Genomic DNA, 15,066 nt, shown 5'->3' on the forward strand with positions numbered 1-15,066 from the left:
GGAGGCGATACGCTCCCCGCCGATCCGTGATGTTTTCACGCTCTGATCCGCCAGGGTTCAGGCTCCATGCGACACCTTCCACCATCTCTTTCGAGCATGGTCATCCCCCCTTCGCCCGCAATTTCAGCATCTTCCCCCCCTGACGGGTGTGCCTTCTGCGCTGTCATGCATGGGGTTCTGCTCATCAATCCCGAGATATTCGTTTTTTCTCACCTCATTTCTTGCCCCACTGCTCTTCTTTCGTTTGTCACATTTCTCCTCTGTCGCGTGCCATCATCATCCTTGACGCACCATTTCAGTGCGTATCCGCCGCCATGCGCCTCTCAATACCTGCGACCGGGCTCACCCCTGATGGCGACTTTTCCTCTCGCAAAGGATGATTCTTCTACGTCAAACGAATGACAGACGACGGCCACGCTGCGCTGTGCTACCCAGCCATGACGCCTGCTAGGCAAGCACGCGGCAGGGTTGAGATTCTTAAAGCTCAGCAACAGAAAAGGCCCGCCGGATGGCAGGCCTTTTCTGTTGCTTGCCATGACATGCCTGAGGCATGCCATGGCAAGTGTTTCACGAGATCTCACGAGACCTACAGGCTGGACGCGAACACCACGACCACACCGATCGGGGCGATATAGCGCGCCACGAAGCTCCACAGCGAGAAGGCCGAGTCGCTCATGTTGAGCTGGCTGCGCACCTCGTCACGGCCCATGAACCAGCCGACGAAGACGATGGTCGCCAGACCGGTCAGCGGCAGCATCAGCTTGCTGGTCGCGTAGTCGAGCAGGTCGAAGATGGTCATGCCCTCGAACTTGGCGAACATGCCCAGCGGCGCCACATCACTCCACAGGTTGAAGGACAGGATGGTGGCGATGCCCAGCAGCCAGGTGGCGATACCCGCAACCCAGGCCGAGCCGACGCGTGACATCGGCGTCTTCTCTTCCAGCCATTCGACGATGGGCTCCAGCAGCGAGATGCCCGAGGTCCAGGCCGCGAAGACCAGCAACACGAAGAACACCACGCCGAAGACTTCACCACCCGGCATGTGGCCGAAGGCCAGCGGCAGGGTCTGGAAGATCAGGCCCGGCCCCGCGGCGGCGTCGAGGCCGTTGGAGAACACCACCGGGAAGATGGCCAGACCGGCCAGCAGGGCGATGACGGTATCCAGCACCACCACGACCAGCGCGGTACGCCCGATGTTGACGTCATCGGAGAGGTAGGAGCCGTAGGCCATCATGATGCCCATGCCCAGTGACAGGGTGAAGAAGGCATGCCCCATGGCCGCCAGCACGCCATCCTTGTCGAGCTTGGAGAAGTCCGGCGTCAGCAGCCAGGCGGCCGCATCAGCGAAGCCATCGGTGGTGGCGGCGTAGCCGACCAGCACGATCAACATCACCGCCAGCAGCGGCATCAGAATCTTGGCGGCACGCTCCAGGCCACCGGCGACCCCGCCGGCCACGACCAGGATCACCATCAGCATGAAGGCACTGTGCCAGGCCAGCAGTGTAGTCGGATCCCCCAGCAGACCGCCGAACAGGCTACCGGCCGTGTCAGAGGTCAGGGTTTCGAAACTGCCACTGGCCGCGTCGGCGATGAAGGCCAGCGCCCAGCCGCCGATGACGCTGTAGAAGGACAGGATCAGGTAGGCCCCGAGCACGCCGGCCACCCCGATCAAGACCCAGGCGGGACTGCGTTTGAGCCGCGCACTGATGTGGCTCATGGTCGAGATGGGGTTCTTCTGCCCCAGGCGACCCAGCAGCCATTCCGACATCAGAATCGGCAGACCGATCAGCAGTATGCAGATCAGATAGACGAGGACGAAGGCACCGCCGCCGCTCTCACCTGTCATGTAGGGGAATTTCCAGATATTGCCCAGACCGACGGAAGATCCGACGGCAGCCAGGGTAAAGGCCAGGCGAGAAGACCACTGTGCGTGGGAATGCGGTTTGGATGACATGTGAATCCCTGATTCGTCGCGAGGGTGCCAGTCGCTGGTAGCGACTTCGGGCACCTTGTTGTGCTTGTTGCATCATGCTGCCAATGCGGACGGATCATCCGTGGCCAACACGATGGCGTCGCAGGATCACTGCTGTGGTGCTCCCGGCATTCACGCTGACCGGGTAGGTCGTGGGGAATGACAGGCAAGTGCCGATAGGCACGCCGGAATGGGCAGACTGCCCATCTCCGGTAAATATCGCCGCGGTAACGGCAACATGTGGCTAAAGCTACTCGATTGAGGGGCCATCTGCCAGCAAGCCACCATCAGACCATGGCCTCACAGGAGAAACCTCGCGGCCAGATGGAGCGTCAGAACAGGCTGCCCTGCCCCTCTCCCGGAAAGGCCCCGATCAAGGGCCGGTCCAGTTTCGCCAGCACCTGATTGGCCAGCAGGCGTGCCAGCGCGGGTGCTGCCTTGTTGTCCGGTGTATGCACGAAGAGGAACGGGCTTTTCCCCTGACTTATCCACAAGAAAAGCCGCTCTACCCAGGGAGCGAACAGTGCCCGGTTGGTAGCTTCATCGTAATGACCGATGAAACGCACCACGGGATGTTGTCCGCTGGAGAACACATGCAATGGGCGGTGAGGCTTTTCCGAGCGCGCCACCGCAAGGCCCGGATGTGCGGTGGTAGGGCCACTGAAGAGTGGACGCACATCCAGCATCACGCGATCGACTGCGTGAGTTATCAACAAGCGATTCAACTGTCGTTCCGCCTCACCCTTGGCAAAGAATACCGGGTCGCGGGGCTCTACCGACCAGGCAAGCTCTTCTCCCTTCACCGACTGCAGGAATTGCTCGAGGCGTGGCAGGACGTCCGCCCCGAGGTCACGCGGCAGCTGAATCATGATCGGGCCGAGGCGGCCCTTTATCGGTGCCAGGCAATCGAGAAACTCCGCCAGCTCCTGCTCGATGCCCTGCAGACGCAATTCATGAGTCAGTCGGCCCGGCAACTTGAAGCAGAAGCGAAAATTGGCCGGCGCCTGACGTGCCCAGCTGGCGATGGCAGCAGGTGTGGGTTGGGCATAGAAGCTGGTATTGCCCTCGACGCTATCGAAGACCCGGGCGTAATCCGCCAGATGTTCCCGCGGGCCGCTGCCCGGCAACAGGCTGCCGCGCCAGTCGTCATTGGCCCACATCGCGAGCCCGAGATGAAGATGCCCCGCCGAGTGCGAGGCATCTGACGGTGCGGAGGCTGCATGAAAATGGTGCATGAGGAGGCCAGAACTAGAGGAATATAAGGGTCAAAGAGCCAACAAGCCGAAGAATATCGCCTGCCAGAGCGACGTAAGCACAATAAAAACTGTCATCACGGCGTGCTATGGTCCGCATCCTGCATGACACGTCAGCAGGCGGTCCACCTACCGCCCTGACTCCACTTCCTGCCAGCCACAAGCCACGCCGGAAGACACTATTGTTGACTGCCCATACCCCGGAGCCTGTCATGACCGCTTTCCAACGACTCATTCTGCGCGCCAGCGGCAGCCGCTCACGCGCGGCAAATGCCATCACCCTGCGCAGCCTGATCACGCTCATCGAGGGCTGCCTGCTGGTGGCGCTCGGCGTACGCCTGCTGCAGGCCGGTGGCCTGATGGTCAGTGGCACCGCCGGCATGTCATTGCTGGGTGCCGACCTCACAGCACTGAGTTTCGGCAGCCTGTTCTTCCTGATCAACCTGCCCTTCTACGGCCTGGCCTGGAAACAGCTGGGGCTGAATTTCACCCTGCGCACGCTGGGCTGCGTCAGCCTGCTCTCCGTGCTGTCCGATGTGCTGGCGGTCAGCTTGCCGCTGGGCGCCGTCAGCCTGCCAGTCGCGGCGATTGCCGCAGGCCTGTTGATCGGCCTGGGCATCACGCTGCTGTTTCGCGAGAACGCCTCGCTGGGCGGCCTGAACATTCTGGCGCTGCATCTGGAACGACGTTTCGGCATCCATGCGGGTCGCACCACCTTCGCCTTCGACCTGCTGCTGATCGCGATCGCCGCGCTGGTCTATCCCTGGCCACAGGTCATCTGCTCGGCGCTGGCATTCGCGACACTGTCCTTCGTGCTGGGCCGCTATCATCGCCGCACGCCCCAGACCACACAATCTACCTCACCGGCGCATGACAAGCAGGTGCAGACGGCTCACTAGCGGCGACCGCGCCCGCCATTGGAGCCGCCGCCCTTGTACGAGGTGCCCTTGCCAGCCGGGCTGTTTTTCCCCGAACTCGTGTTGCCGTAACTCTTGCTGCTGCCACCCTTGTTGGCAGAAGTCTTGCTGTTGGTCGCGCCACGCTCATTGCGGCCATCGCTGGCATTGCCACGCGTGCGCGGCTTGAGGCCGCTGGCGAGCTTGCCGGCGCCTCCCGCACTCTTGCTGGCATTCTTGTTGGCATTCCTGCTGCCACTTCTGCCGTCGCTTCTGCCTTCCTGATTGCCACGCCCCGTGGTGCGCTCGTCTGAACGCTCGCGACGCCCCGCACCCTCTTGCTTGGCTCCAGCCTGCTGAGCGCCTGAACGCTGGCCCGGATGGCGTTGATCAGCATCGCGCTGACGTGTGTCGCGTTTATCAGGGCTGCGCTGGCCGGATCCGTTCTTGCCACCTTCCTGGCGCCGAGTCCCGCTACGCCGGCCAGCGTCCGTATCCTGGGCGGCGCGCTGATGGCGCGCGGCCGTCGCATGCTGGGAAGGAGGCGGTGCCGCCGCCAGGCGCGAGGCTTCCTCAGTGCCGCTGGAGCCCTCGATCATCTGCTGGATATCCGCCATCTCGCGTTGGGTGAGATAGCGCCATTCGCCGACTCCCAGCCCGTCCAGGCTGACATTCATGATACGCACCCGCTTGAGCTTGAAGACCTCATAGCCAAGTGCCTCACACATGCGACGGATCTGACGGTTGAGGCCCTGGGTCAGGATGATGCGGAACACATAGGTCGAGATCTGCTCGATGCGACACGGCTGCGTGATGGTGTCGAGAATCGGCACGCCAGCGGCCATGCGCTTGAGGAAGTCGCCGTTGATCGGCTTGTCGACCCGCACCACGTATTCCTTCTCGTGGGCATTGCCGGCACGCAGGATCTTGTTGACGATATCGCCGTCACTGGTCAGGAAGATCAGGCCATCGGAGGGCTTGTCGAGGCGGCCGATCGGGAAGATCCGCTTCGGATGACCGATGTAATCGATGATGTTGCCGTCGACATGACGCTCGGTGGTGCAGGTGATGCCCACCGGTTTGTTGAAGGCCAGGTAGACCGCTTCCTGCTTGGCTTTCAATGGCTTGCCATTGACCAGCACCTCATCGCCCGGCGCGACCTTGGTGCCCATTTCGGGCACGACACCATTGATGGTCACTCGTCCTTCAGCGATGTAGCGGTCCGCCTCACGCCGCGAGCAGAAGCCCGTTTCGCTGATGAACTTGTTGAGGCGGGTAAGCGATGCGTCGCGATCAGTCATGGCAGGTCACGTGCGTGCGCCGGGCGATGAACGCGCAGCGGACGGAAGGGGATAAGAAGGCAGGCGCACAGGATACCAAAAACGGCAGCCCTGAGGCTGCCGTTGGCGTAATGAGACTGAGCTCATCCAGTGCTGCGCCAGACACGACGCAGCAGTCTTGCATCGAAAATCACTCGACCGTGACACTCTTGGCCAGGTTGCGCGGCTGATCGACATCGGTGCCCTTGAGCACGGCGACGTGATAGGACAGCAGCTGCAGCGGCAGGGTGTAGAGGATCGGCGCCAGCACCTCGCTGACATGCGGCATGCGCAGCACGCGCACGCCTTCGCTCTCTTCAAGGCTGATGTTCTCGTCAGCGAACACGTAAAGCTCGCCGCCACGCGCGCGCACTTCCTGCAGGTTCGACTTGAGCTTCTCGAGCAGCTCGTCGTTCGGCGCCACCGCCACTACCGGCATGTCGGCATCCACCAGTGCCAGCGGGCCGTGTTTCAGCTCGCCCGCCGGATAGGCTTCGGCGTGGATGTAGGAGATTTCCTTTAGCTTGAGCGCGCCTTCCAGTGCGATGGGGAACTGGGTGCCACGTCCGAGGAACAGGGCATTGTGCTTGTCAGCGAAGGCCTCGGAGAGACGCTCGATCTCGCTGTCCATGGCCAGCGCCTTGGTGACCAGCGACGGCAGCTGACGCAGCTCGCGCACCACTTCGGCTTCACCGGCCTCATCACCGCCACGCACACGACGCAGCGACAGTGTCAGCAGCATCAGGCCGACCAGCTGGGTGGTGAAGGCCTTGGTGGAGGCGACGCCGATTTCCGGGCCGGCCATGGTCATCAGGCTGAGGTCTGATTCCCGCACCAGCGAGCTGCCCGGGACGTTGCAGATCGCCAGGCTGCCGAGGAAGCCACCCAATGACTGGGCATAGCGCAGCGCGGACAGCGTATCGGCGGTCTCGCCGGACTGGGACAGAGTGACGAACAGGGTGCCATCGGCGACCACCACCGGACGGTAGCGGAACTCGGAGGCGACCTCGACCGCCGCCGGAATACCGGCCAGACGCTCGATCCAGTAACGCGCGACCATGCCGGCGTGGTAGCTGGTACCACAGGCGACGATCTGCACCTGCTTGACCTGACGGAAGAGGTTTTCCGCCTCGCTGCCGAAGCTGCGCACCAGCACGTGATCACCGTTCAGGCGGCCTTCCAGCGTGGCGGCCAGCACACGCGACTGCTCGTGGATTTCCTTGAGCATGAAGTGACGGTAATCGCCCTTGGAAGCGGCATCCTGCGCGTGCTCGAAGGTCTGGACCGGACGCTCGTTGGCCTCGGTGACCAGACGCTCGCCCTGCTCGAAGATCTCGATCTGCTCGGCGGTCATGCGCACCAGATCGCCTTCCTTCAGGTAGATGAAGCGATCGGTGACCTGCAGCAGCGCCAGCTGATCGGAGGCCAGGAAGTGCTCGTCGATCCCGACACCGATCACCAGCGGGCTGCCCTGACGCGCGCCGATCAGCACGTCCGGCTGGGCACGATGCACCACGCCCAGCGCGAAGGCGCCATCGAGCAGCGCCACGGCCTTCTGCACCGCGGTCAGCAGGTCCTGACTCAGGGTGTATTCACGCGCCAGCAGGTGAGCGACCACCTCGGTGTCCGTCTCGGAGGTGAAGACGTAGCCCTGACCTTCCAGCTCGCGCTTGAGGGTCTCATAGTTCTCGATGATGCCGTTGTGGACCACGGCCAGGCTGTCGCCGGACTGGTGCGGGTGGGCATTGGCTTCGCTCGGCGCGCCATGGGTGGCCCAGCGGGTGTGTGCGATGCCGACACGGCCCTTGAGCGGGGCTTCCTCGAGGCGGCTCTGCAGCGCCCCGACCTTGCCCAGCGCACGCACGCGATTCAGGCGGCCTTCTTCGGAGAGGACGGCCATGCCCGCGCTGTCATAACCACGGTATTCGAGGCGGTGCAGGCCCTCGAGCAGGATGTTCTGGACGTTACGACTGGCGACGGCGCCGACGATGCCACACATGAGCGATCTCCTTATGCAGTTGCTGGCTCGATGAGCGGGGCGATCAACACCTCGACGCCATGAGCACGAATCTGGTCACGCGCAGCATCAGGCAACGCGTCATCGGTTATCAGGGTACTGACGCTGGACCAGGCCAGCTCCAGGTTGGGAATGCGGCGGCCCAGCTTGTGGGATTCCGCCATCACCACCACTTCACGCGACACCTCGGCCATCACGCGCGACAGGCCGATCAGCTCGTTGAAGGTGGTGGTGCCACGCTCGAGATCGAGACCATCCGCGCCGAGAAATACCTGATCAAAGTCATAGCTGCGCAGTACCTGCTCCGCCACCTGACCCTGGAAGGAATCGGAGTGCGGGTCCCAGGTGCCGCCGGTCATCAGCAGCACCGGCTCGTTTTCCAGCTCGCGGATGGCATTGGCCACGCTCAGCGAGTTGGTCATCACGATCAGGTCATCCCGCCCCTTGAGCTCAGGGATCAACACCACCGTGGTGGTGCCGCTGTCGATGATGATGCGCTGGTGCGCGCGGATACGGCTCGCGGCGAGGCGGGCGATGGCCTGCTTGGCGGCGCTGACCGGCTCGTCATGCACCAGCAGCTCACGCGGCATGGCCACGGCACCGCCATAGCGTCTGAGCAGCAGGCCACTCTTCTCGAGGAAGGCCAGGTCCTTGCGGATGGTGACCTCCGAGGTGGCAAGCTCCCGCGCCAGTGCCTCGACACTGACCTCACCGTCACGCGCCAGCTGATCAAGGATCTGGTGACGCCGTTGTGGTGTCAGTCGCTTTGACATCGGGGACCCCCATAAAGTTTCGAACCGAAAGATAAGAGAGATAAATCGAAACATCAAGTGAAAGACGATAGGGGATGAGACGATTCACTCCCGGCAGGCCGTCCAGCACAATCTGCCGTGACGAAAAACGGGGAGACACCTGTCGGTGACTCCCCGTCTGTGATGCTCATCCCCCTCAAGGGCAGGCATCGCTACCACTGCTGCCGATCACTTCTTGGTCGGACGCGGCCATTCCGGCTTGTCGATACGCTTGCCACGCGCCACGCTCAGCGCGCCCTCGGCGACATCGCGGCTCAAGGTAGAGCCGGCGCCCACGGTGGCACCGGCACCGATCTTGAGCGGTGCCACCAGCGCCGAGTTGGAGCCGATGAAGGCATTGGCGCCGATTTCGGTGCGGAACTTGTTGGCACCATCGTAGTTGCAGGTGATGGTGCCGGCGCCGACATTGACCGCCTCACCGAGGGTCGCGTCGCCGACATAGCTCAGGTGATTGATCTTGGCATTCACGCCAACCTGGGCATTCTTGGTCTCGACGAAGTTGCCGATGCGTGCGCCACGCGCCAGTTCGGTGCCCGGACGCAGACGCGCGAACGGGCCGACGTTGTTGTCACCTTCCAGCACGGCGCCGTCGATGACGCTGTGCGGCGCGATGTTGGCGCCGGCCCCGATGGTGGCATTGCGGATCACGCAGTGGGCGCCGATGACCACATCATCCGCCAGGGTGACGTCGCCTTCGAAGATGCAGCCCACATCGATGCTGATGTCAGTGCCGATGGTCAGATTGCCGCGCACGTCGATGCGTGACGGATCGGCCAGGCTGGCACCTTCGGTCATCAGGCGGTTAGCCTCACGACGCTGGAAGGCACGCTCGAGATCGGCCAGCTGCAGGCGGTTGTTGACGCCCTGCACTTCCTCGACCGCCGCCGGCTGGGCGGTGGCGATGTTGACGCCTTCGCTGGCCGCCATGGCGATGATGTCGGTCAGGTAGTACTCGCCCTGGGCATTGTCGGCGGACAGCGCCGGCAGCCAGCGCTTGAGCTGGGCACCGGTGGTGGCGAGGATACCGGTGTTGCCTTCCTGGATGGCCAGCTGCTCCGGCGTGGCATCCTTGTGCTCGACGATGGCGCTGACGCGACCCTCGGCGTCACGCACGATACGGCCATAGCCTGTCGGGTCTTCCAGGATCACCGTCAGCAGGCCCAGGGTCTGCTCACTGACTTCGGACAGCAGCGCCTCGAGGGTCTCACGACGAATCAGCGGCACATCGCCATACAGGATCAGCACCTTGCCATCACCGATGGCGTCCAGTGACTGGGCCACGGCATGGCCGGTGCCCTTCTGCTCTGCCTGCACCGCGAAGCTGGCACCGGTATCGGCCAGCTGCTGCTGCACACGCTCGCCACCATGACCGATGACGACATTCAGATGCGCACCGTCCAGGCCTGCAGCGGTGTCAACCACATGACGCACCATCGCCTTGCCTGCCAGCGGGTGCAGCACCTTCGGCAATTTGGAACGCATCCGGGTGCCCTGGCCTGCGGCAAGAATGACGACGTCGGTACGCTCTGCGCTGCTCATCGGTGAACTCCTGTAGAAAGCGGGTCTTCATACCTGAAGCCCTAAAATAGTGGCGCCATGATAGCAGCTGATCCGTGACCTGCCAGTGACGAGGTTTACCCACGGGACTGTCGCCGAGAACAGACCCGAGAAAGTATCAGTGCTCCCGCAAGGGCTCTCAGCCAAGCGGCTCAGCGCTCAAGGTGCTGACGGATGAGCACGCTCAACCTTGAATCGCGCCAGGCTACCCCAGCGGCAAGACTGTCCATTCCCGGGTGATGAGCACAAAAAAAGGCGACCCGAAGGTCGCCTCTTTCCTGTCACTGGCCGTCATGGCCCAGTGCATCTCAGCGCGTGTGACGACGCATCTGCTGCACGGTGCGCAGCTTGGCCATCGCCTCGGCCAGTTCGGCCGTGGCGCGTGAGTATTCCAGTTCGGAAGCCTGTTCGTTCATGGCCTTCAAGGCCACTTCCTTGGCTTCCTGGGCTGCTGCCTCATCCAGATCGTCGGCACGTACTGCGGTGTCGGCGAGGACTGAAACGAGGTTCGGCTGCACTTCGAGGAATCCGCCACTGACGTAGTAGATTTCCTCGGCCCCACCCTGACGCTGAACGCGAATCGGGCCGGGTTGCAGCTCGGTCAGCAGCGGAGCGTGACCCGGCATGATGCCGAGGTCACCTTCGCTGCCGGCAGCCACGAGACGCTCGACCAGGCCGGAAAAGATGCCTTTCTCAGCGCTGACGATGTCGCAATGGACGCTCATAGCCATACCTGTTTCCTCATGCCTGAACAGGGAAATTACATGCCCTTGGCTTTCTCGACAGCTTCGTCGATGGTGCCGACCATGTAGAACGCCTGCTCCGGCAGTGCGTCATATTCGCCGTCCAGGATACCCTGGAAGCCGCGGATGGTGTCCTTGAGGGACACGTACTTGCCCGGCGCGCCGGTGAAGATTTCCGCAACGAAGAACGGCTGTGACAGGAAGCGCTGGATCTTGCGCGCACGTGCCACGGTCTGCTTGTCTTCGTCAGACAGCTCGTCCATCCCGAGGATGGCGATGATGTCTTTCAGCTCCTTGTAGCGCTGCAACACACCCTGAACGTTACGGGCAGTGTTGTAGTGCTCTTCGCCAACGACCAGCGGGTCGAGCTGACGAGAGGTGGAGTCGAGCGGGTCGACGGCCGGATAGATACCCAGCTCGGCAATCTGACGGGACAGTACGACAGTCGCGTCAAGGTGCGAGAAGGTGGTCGCCGGAGACGGATCGGTCAAGTCATCCGCGGGGACGTAGACGGCCTGCACGGAAGTGATCGAGCCAGTCTTGGTAGAAGTGATGCGTTCCTGCAGGACGCCCATCTCTTCCGCCAGAGTCGGCTGATAACCTACCGCGGACGGCATACGACCCAGCAGTGCGGACACTTCGGTCCCCGCCAGGGTGTAACGATAGATGTTGTCGACGAACAGCAGAACGTCACGACCTTCGTCACGGAACTTCTCGGCGATGGTCAGGCCGGTCAGTGCCACGCGCAGACGGTTACCCGGCGGCTCGTTCATCTGGCCATAGACCAGGGCAACCTTGTCGAGAACGTTGGATTCCTTCATTTCGTGGAAGAAATCGTTACCTTCACGAGTACGCTCACCCACGCCCGCGAACACGGAATAACCGCTGTGCTCGGTGGCGATGTTGCGGATCAGCTCCATCATGTTGACGGTCTTGCCGACACCGGCGCCGCCGAACAGACCGACCTTGCCGCCCTTGGCGAACGGGCAGACCAGGTCGATGACCTTGATGCCGGTTTCCAGAAGCTCGTTGGACGCTGCCTGTTCCGCGAAGCTCGGGGCTGCACGGTGGATCGGCATGTGCTCTTCAGCACCCACGTCGCCAGCTTCGTCGATCGGCTGACCCAGCACGTTCATGATGCGACCCAGAGTCGCCGTGCCGACCGGCACGGAGATCGGAGCACCGGTGCTCTCAACTGCGAGACTGCGCTTGAGGCCTTCGGTCGAACCCATTGCGATAGTACGGACCACGCCGTCGCCCAGCTGCTGCTGGACTTCGAGTACGGTCTCGCTATCGGCGACGTTCAGGGCGTCGTAGACCTTGGGCACTGCGTCCCGCGGAAACTCGACGTCAATCACCGCGCCGATGATTTGTACGATACGTCCGCTCATTCCTGGTTCCTCTTAAACCTGCGATTGAAACCTGCTTGCCTGTTGCCACGCTGTCATCAGACGGCGGCGGCACCGGATACGATCTCGGAGATTTCCTGAGTGATCGCTGCCTGGCGGGCCTTGTTGTAGACCAGCTGAAGGTCGTCGATCAGGTCGCCGGCGTTATCGGTCGCACTCTTCATTGCGATCATTCGCGCTGCCTGTTCGCAGGCGATGTTCTCGACCACGGCCTGGTAGACCTGGGCCTCGACATAGCGCTTGAGCAGCTTGTCGAGCAACGAGACGGCATCCGGCTCATACAGGTAGTCCCATGTAGTGGGACCGGTTTCTTCGTCATTCAGATCAGCTTCGAGAGGAAGCAGCTGACGCACGACCGGCTTCTGCGTCATGGTGTTGACGAACTCGTTGAACACCACATACAGACGGTCGAGGCTGCCCTCGTCGAATGCGTCCAGCATGGCCTTGACGCTACCGATCAGATCCTGGGTACCCGGGGAATCCCCGAGACCGGACTTGGCGGCAAGCAGGTTGCCACCGTAGTTGCGGAAGAAGGTACCGGCCTTGGAGCCGAGGGCACAGAAGTCCACCTCGACACCCTGGTCGCGCCAGCTCTTCGCATGCTTGGTGACAGCCTTGAACAGATTGGCGTTCAGGCCACCACACAGGCCGCGATCACTGGAGACCACGATATAACCGACACGCTTCACATCGCGTTCCATCAGATACGGATGGCGATATTCCGGGTTGGCCCGGGCGATGTGTCCTACAACCTTGCGGATCTGATGAGCATAAGGCTGGCTGGCCGCCATGCGATCCTGCGCTTTACGCATCTTGGACGCAGCCACCATTTCCATGGCGCTGGTGATCTTTTGCGTATTTTTGATGCTCCCGATCTGGGAGCGAATCTCTTTTGCAGCTGCCATAGCGATCTGCCTTATTCATGCCACCCGAAGGGAAACGACATGGCCCGGACTGGCCGGGCCATGCCACTTACCAGCTTTGAGTCGCCTTGAACTTCTCGACGCCAGCCTTGAGACCATTCTTGATCTCGTCATCGTAGCCGCCGGACTGATTGATCTTGTCCAGAAGATCCGCGTGCTCGGAGCGCATGAAGTCCAGCAGCGCCTTCTCGAAGCCCAGCACCTTGGCGACTTCGACGTCGTCCAGGTAGCCTTCGTTGGCCGCGAACAGCGAGATCGCCATGTCGGCCACGGACATCGGAGAGTACTGCTTCTGCTTCATCAGCTCGGTGACGCGCTGACCATGCTCGAGCTGCTTGCGGGTCGCTTCGTCCAGATCGGAGGCGAACTGGGAGAAAGCTGCCAGCTCACGGTACTGAGCCAGTGCCAGACGCACACCACCACCCAACTTCTTGATGATCTTGGTCTGAGCAGCACCACCGACACGGGAAACAGACAGACCCGCGTTGATGGACGGACGGATACCGGAGTTGAACAGGCTGGTCTCGAGGAAGATCTGACCGTCGGTGATGGAGATCACGTTGGTCGGAACGAACGCAGACACGTCGCCACCCTGGGTCTCGATGATCGGCAGCGCAGTCAGGGAACCGGTCTTGCCTTTCACTTCACCCTTGGTGAACTGCTCGACATAATCGGCGTTGACGCGTGCGGAACGCTCAAGCAGACGGGAGTGGAGATAGAAGACGTCACCCGGGTAGGCTTCACGGCCCGGCGGACGCTTGAGCAGCAGGGAGATCTGACGATACGCCCATGCCTGCTTGGTCAGATCGTCATAAACGATCATCGCGTCTTCACCGCGGTCGCGGAAGTACTCACCCATGGTGCAACCGGCGTACGGTGCCAGGAACAGCATGGCAGCCGGGTCGGAAGCGCCAGCAGCGACGATGATGGTGTGTTCCATCGCGCCGTGCTCTTCGAGCTTGCGCACGACGTTGGCAATGGTGGACTGCTTCTGGCCGACGGCGACGTAGACGCAGGTAATGCCCTTGCCCTTCTGATTGATGATGGCATCAATCGCGATGGCAGACTTACCAATCTGACGGTCACCGATGATCAGCTCGCGCTGACCACGGCCGATCGGCACCATGGCATCGATGGACTTCAGACCTGTCTGCACCGGCTGGTCGACCGGCTCACGGGCGATGACGCCCGGAGCGACCTTCTCAACCGCGTCAGTCAGCTTGGCGTCGATCGGGCCTTTGCCGTCAATCGGGTTACCCAGCGCGTCGACCACACGGCCGACCATTTCCGGGCCTACCGGCACTTCGAGGATACGACCGGTGCACTGCGCGGTCATGCCCTCTTCGAGCTGGAGGTAGTCACCCAGAACGACAGCACCGACGCTGTCGCGCTCGAGGTTGAGCGCCATACCAAAGACGCCACCCGGGAATTCAATCATCTCACCGAACATGACGTCTGCGAGGCCGTGGATCTGCACGATGCCGTCGGAGACGCTGACGATGGTGCCCTGATTACGGGCTTCGGATGCGACGTCAAGCTTTTCGATACGCTGCTTGATGATGTCGCTGATCTCGGAAGGATTCAGTTGCTGCATGCCATGTCCCTCGGACTCAGGAGTTCAGTGCTTCGGAAAGCCGGGCCAGCTTGCCGCGCACGGAGCCGTCAATGACGGTATCTCCGGCACGGATGATGACGCCGCCGAGCAGCGTACTATCCACCTGAGTGGTAATGGAGATGTCGCGGTTCAGACGCTTGCGCAGGGCAGTGGCGAGCTTTTCTTCCTGCTCACTCTCCAGTGCAAAGGCAGACACCAGGGTCACCTCGACACGCTGTTCCTGCTCGGCCTTCTGGGCCTCGAACAATTCGGCCACGGAGGGCAGGGCCGCGAGGCGGTCCTGCTCACCGAGAGTCCGGATGAAGTTGCGGGCGCTGTCATCCAGCGCCTCACCGCACACGTCCAGGAAGGTGCCAACCTTGTGCTCGGTGGAGAGCTTGGGGTTGTCGAGCACCGCCTTGACGTTTGCGTCGACAGCGACGAGCGCCGCTGTCGACAACATGCCGGACCAGGCCTCTAGCGCCTGCTGGCCGCGTGCAAACTCGAACGCCGCCTTGGCGTACGGGCGAGCCGCGGTGGAGGTAGACGTTTCAGCCATGGAATCAGTCTC

General features: G+C 62.2%; 12 protein-coding genes. 1 reads left to right on the forward strand and 11 read right to left on the reverse strand.

Annotation, left to right across the window (positions count from 1 at the left end):
• Window positions 1-586 precede the first annotated feature (586 nt).
• Together F8A90_RS17275 and F8A90_RS17280 are read right to left on the reverse strand one after the other, a co-directional pair.
• Complete coding sequence (locus tag F8A90_RS17275; RefSeq protein WP_043331727.1) at window positions 587-1,954, reverse strand: sodium-dependent transporter; 1,368 nt, start codon at window positions 1,952-1,954, stop codon at window positions 587-589.
• Between the two features lie 350 nt (window positions 1,955-2,304).
• On the reverse strand, window positions 2,305-3,207 hold the full coding sequence (locus tag F8A90_RS17280) for a DUF72 domain-containing protein (protein WP_200018208.1): 903 nt from the start codon (window positions 3,205-3,207) through the stop codon (window positions 2,305-2,307).
• Window positions 3,208-3,437: 230 nt separating this feature from the next.
• On the opposite strand from F8A90_RS17280, the gene F8A90_RS17285 reads away from it, so the two are divergent.
• Entirely contained in the window at window positions 3,438-4,124 is a 687-nt protein-coding gene (locus F8A90_RS17285; RefSeq protein ID WP_200018210.1) for a YitT family protein, read from the forward strand.
• On the opposite strand, the gene rluF is transcribed toward F8A90_RS17285, so the two are convergent.
• The 9 genes from rluF to F8A90_RS17330 all read right to left on the reverse strand — a co-directional run bounded on the left by rluF (window position 4,121) and on the right by F8A90_RS17330 (window position 15,054).
• Complete coding sequence (rluF, locus tag F8A90_RS17290; protein ID WP_200018218.1) at window positions 4,121-5,422, reverse strand: 23S rRNA pseudouridine(2604) synthase RluF; 1,302 nt, start codon at window positions 5,420-5,422, stop codon at window positions 4,121-4,123. The two genes, F8A90_RS17285 and rluF, sit on opposite strands and share 4 nt — an antisense overlap.
• Window positions 5,423-5,591: 169 nt before the next feature.
• On the reverse strand, window positions 5,592-7,439 hold the full coding sequence (glmS, locus tag F8A90_RS17295; RefSeq protein WP_043331725.1) for a glutamine--fructose-6-phosphate transaminase (isomerizing): 1,848 nt from the start codon (window positions 7,437-7,439) through the stop codon (window positions 5,592-5,594).
• Window positions 7,440-7,450: 11 nt separating this feature from the next.
• On the reverse strand, window positions 7,451-8,230 hold the full coding sequence (locus F8A90_RS17300) for a DeoR/GlpR family DNA-binding transcription regulator (protein ID WP_043331724.1): 780 nt from the start codon (window positions 8,228-8,230) through the stop codon (window positions 7,451-7,453).
• A gap of 207 nt (window positions 8,231-8,437) precedes the next feature.
• Window positions 8,438-9,808 carry a bifunctional UDP-N-acetylglucosamine diphosphorylase/glucosamine-1-phosphate N-acetyltransferase GlmU gene (gene glmU / locus F8A90_RS17305; RefSeq protein WP_200018220.1) on the reverse strand — a complete coding sequence of 457 codons (1,371 nt, stop codon included), beginning with the start codon at window positions 9,806-9,808 and terminating at the stop codon, window positions 8,438-8,440.
• A 326-nt stretch (window positions 9,809-10,134) separates the two neighbouring features.
• Window positions 10,135-10,557: a F0F1 ATP synthase subunit epsilon gene (locus F8A90_RS17310; RefSeq protein WP_200018222.1), complete on the reverse strand. Its 423-nt coding sequence runs from the start codon at window positions 10,555-10,557 to the stop codon at window positions 10,135-10,137.
• 29 nt (window positions 10,558-10,586) lie between these two features.
• The gene (gene atpD, locus F8A90_RS17315; protein ID WP_043331716.1) at window positions 10,587-11,960 is read right to left on the reverse strand and encodes a F0F1 ATP synthase subunit beta; all 1,374 of its coding nucleotides are present in this window, start codon (window positions 11,958-11,960) and stop codon (window positions 10,587-10,589) included.
• A gap of 56 nt (window positions 11,961-12,016) precedes the next feature.
• The gene (atpG, locus tag F8A90_RS17320) at window positions 12,017-12,883 is read right to left on the reverse strand and encodes a F0F1 ATP synthase subunit gamma (protein WP_043331714.1); all 867 of its coding nucleotides are present in this window, start codon (window positions 12,881-12,883) and stop codon (window positions 12,017-12,019) included.
• A gap of 67 nt (window positions 12,884-12,950) precedes the next feature.
• Window positions 12,951-14,495: a F0F1 ATP synthase subunit alpha gene (atpA, locus tag F8A90_RS17325; RefSeq protein ID WP_200018224.1), complete on the reverse strand. Its 1,545-nt coding sequence runs from the start codon at window positions 14,493-14,495 to the stop codon at window positions 12,951-12,953.
• A 16-nt stretch (window positions 14,496-14,511) separates the two neighbouring features.
• Entirely contained in the window at window positions 14,512-15,054 is a 543-nt protein-coding gene (locus F8A90_RS17330; protein ID WP_043331710.1) for a F0F1 ATP synthase subunit delta, read from the reverse strand.
• Window positions 15,055-15,066: the final 12 nt, after the last annotated feature.

This window comes from Cobetia sp. cqz5-12, assembly GCF_016495405.1.
Taxonomy (GTDB): domain Bacteria; phylum Pseudomonadota; class Gammaproteobacteria; order Pseudomonadales; family Halomonadaceae; genus Cobetia.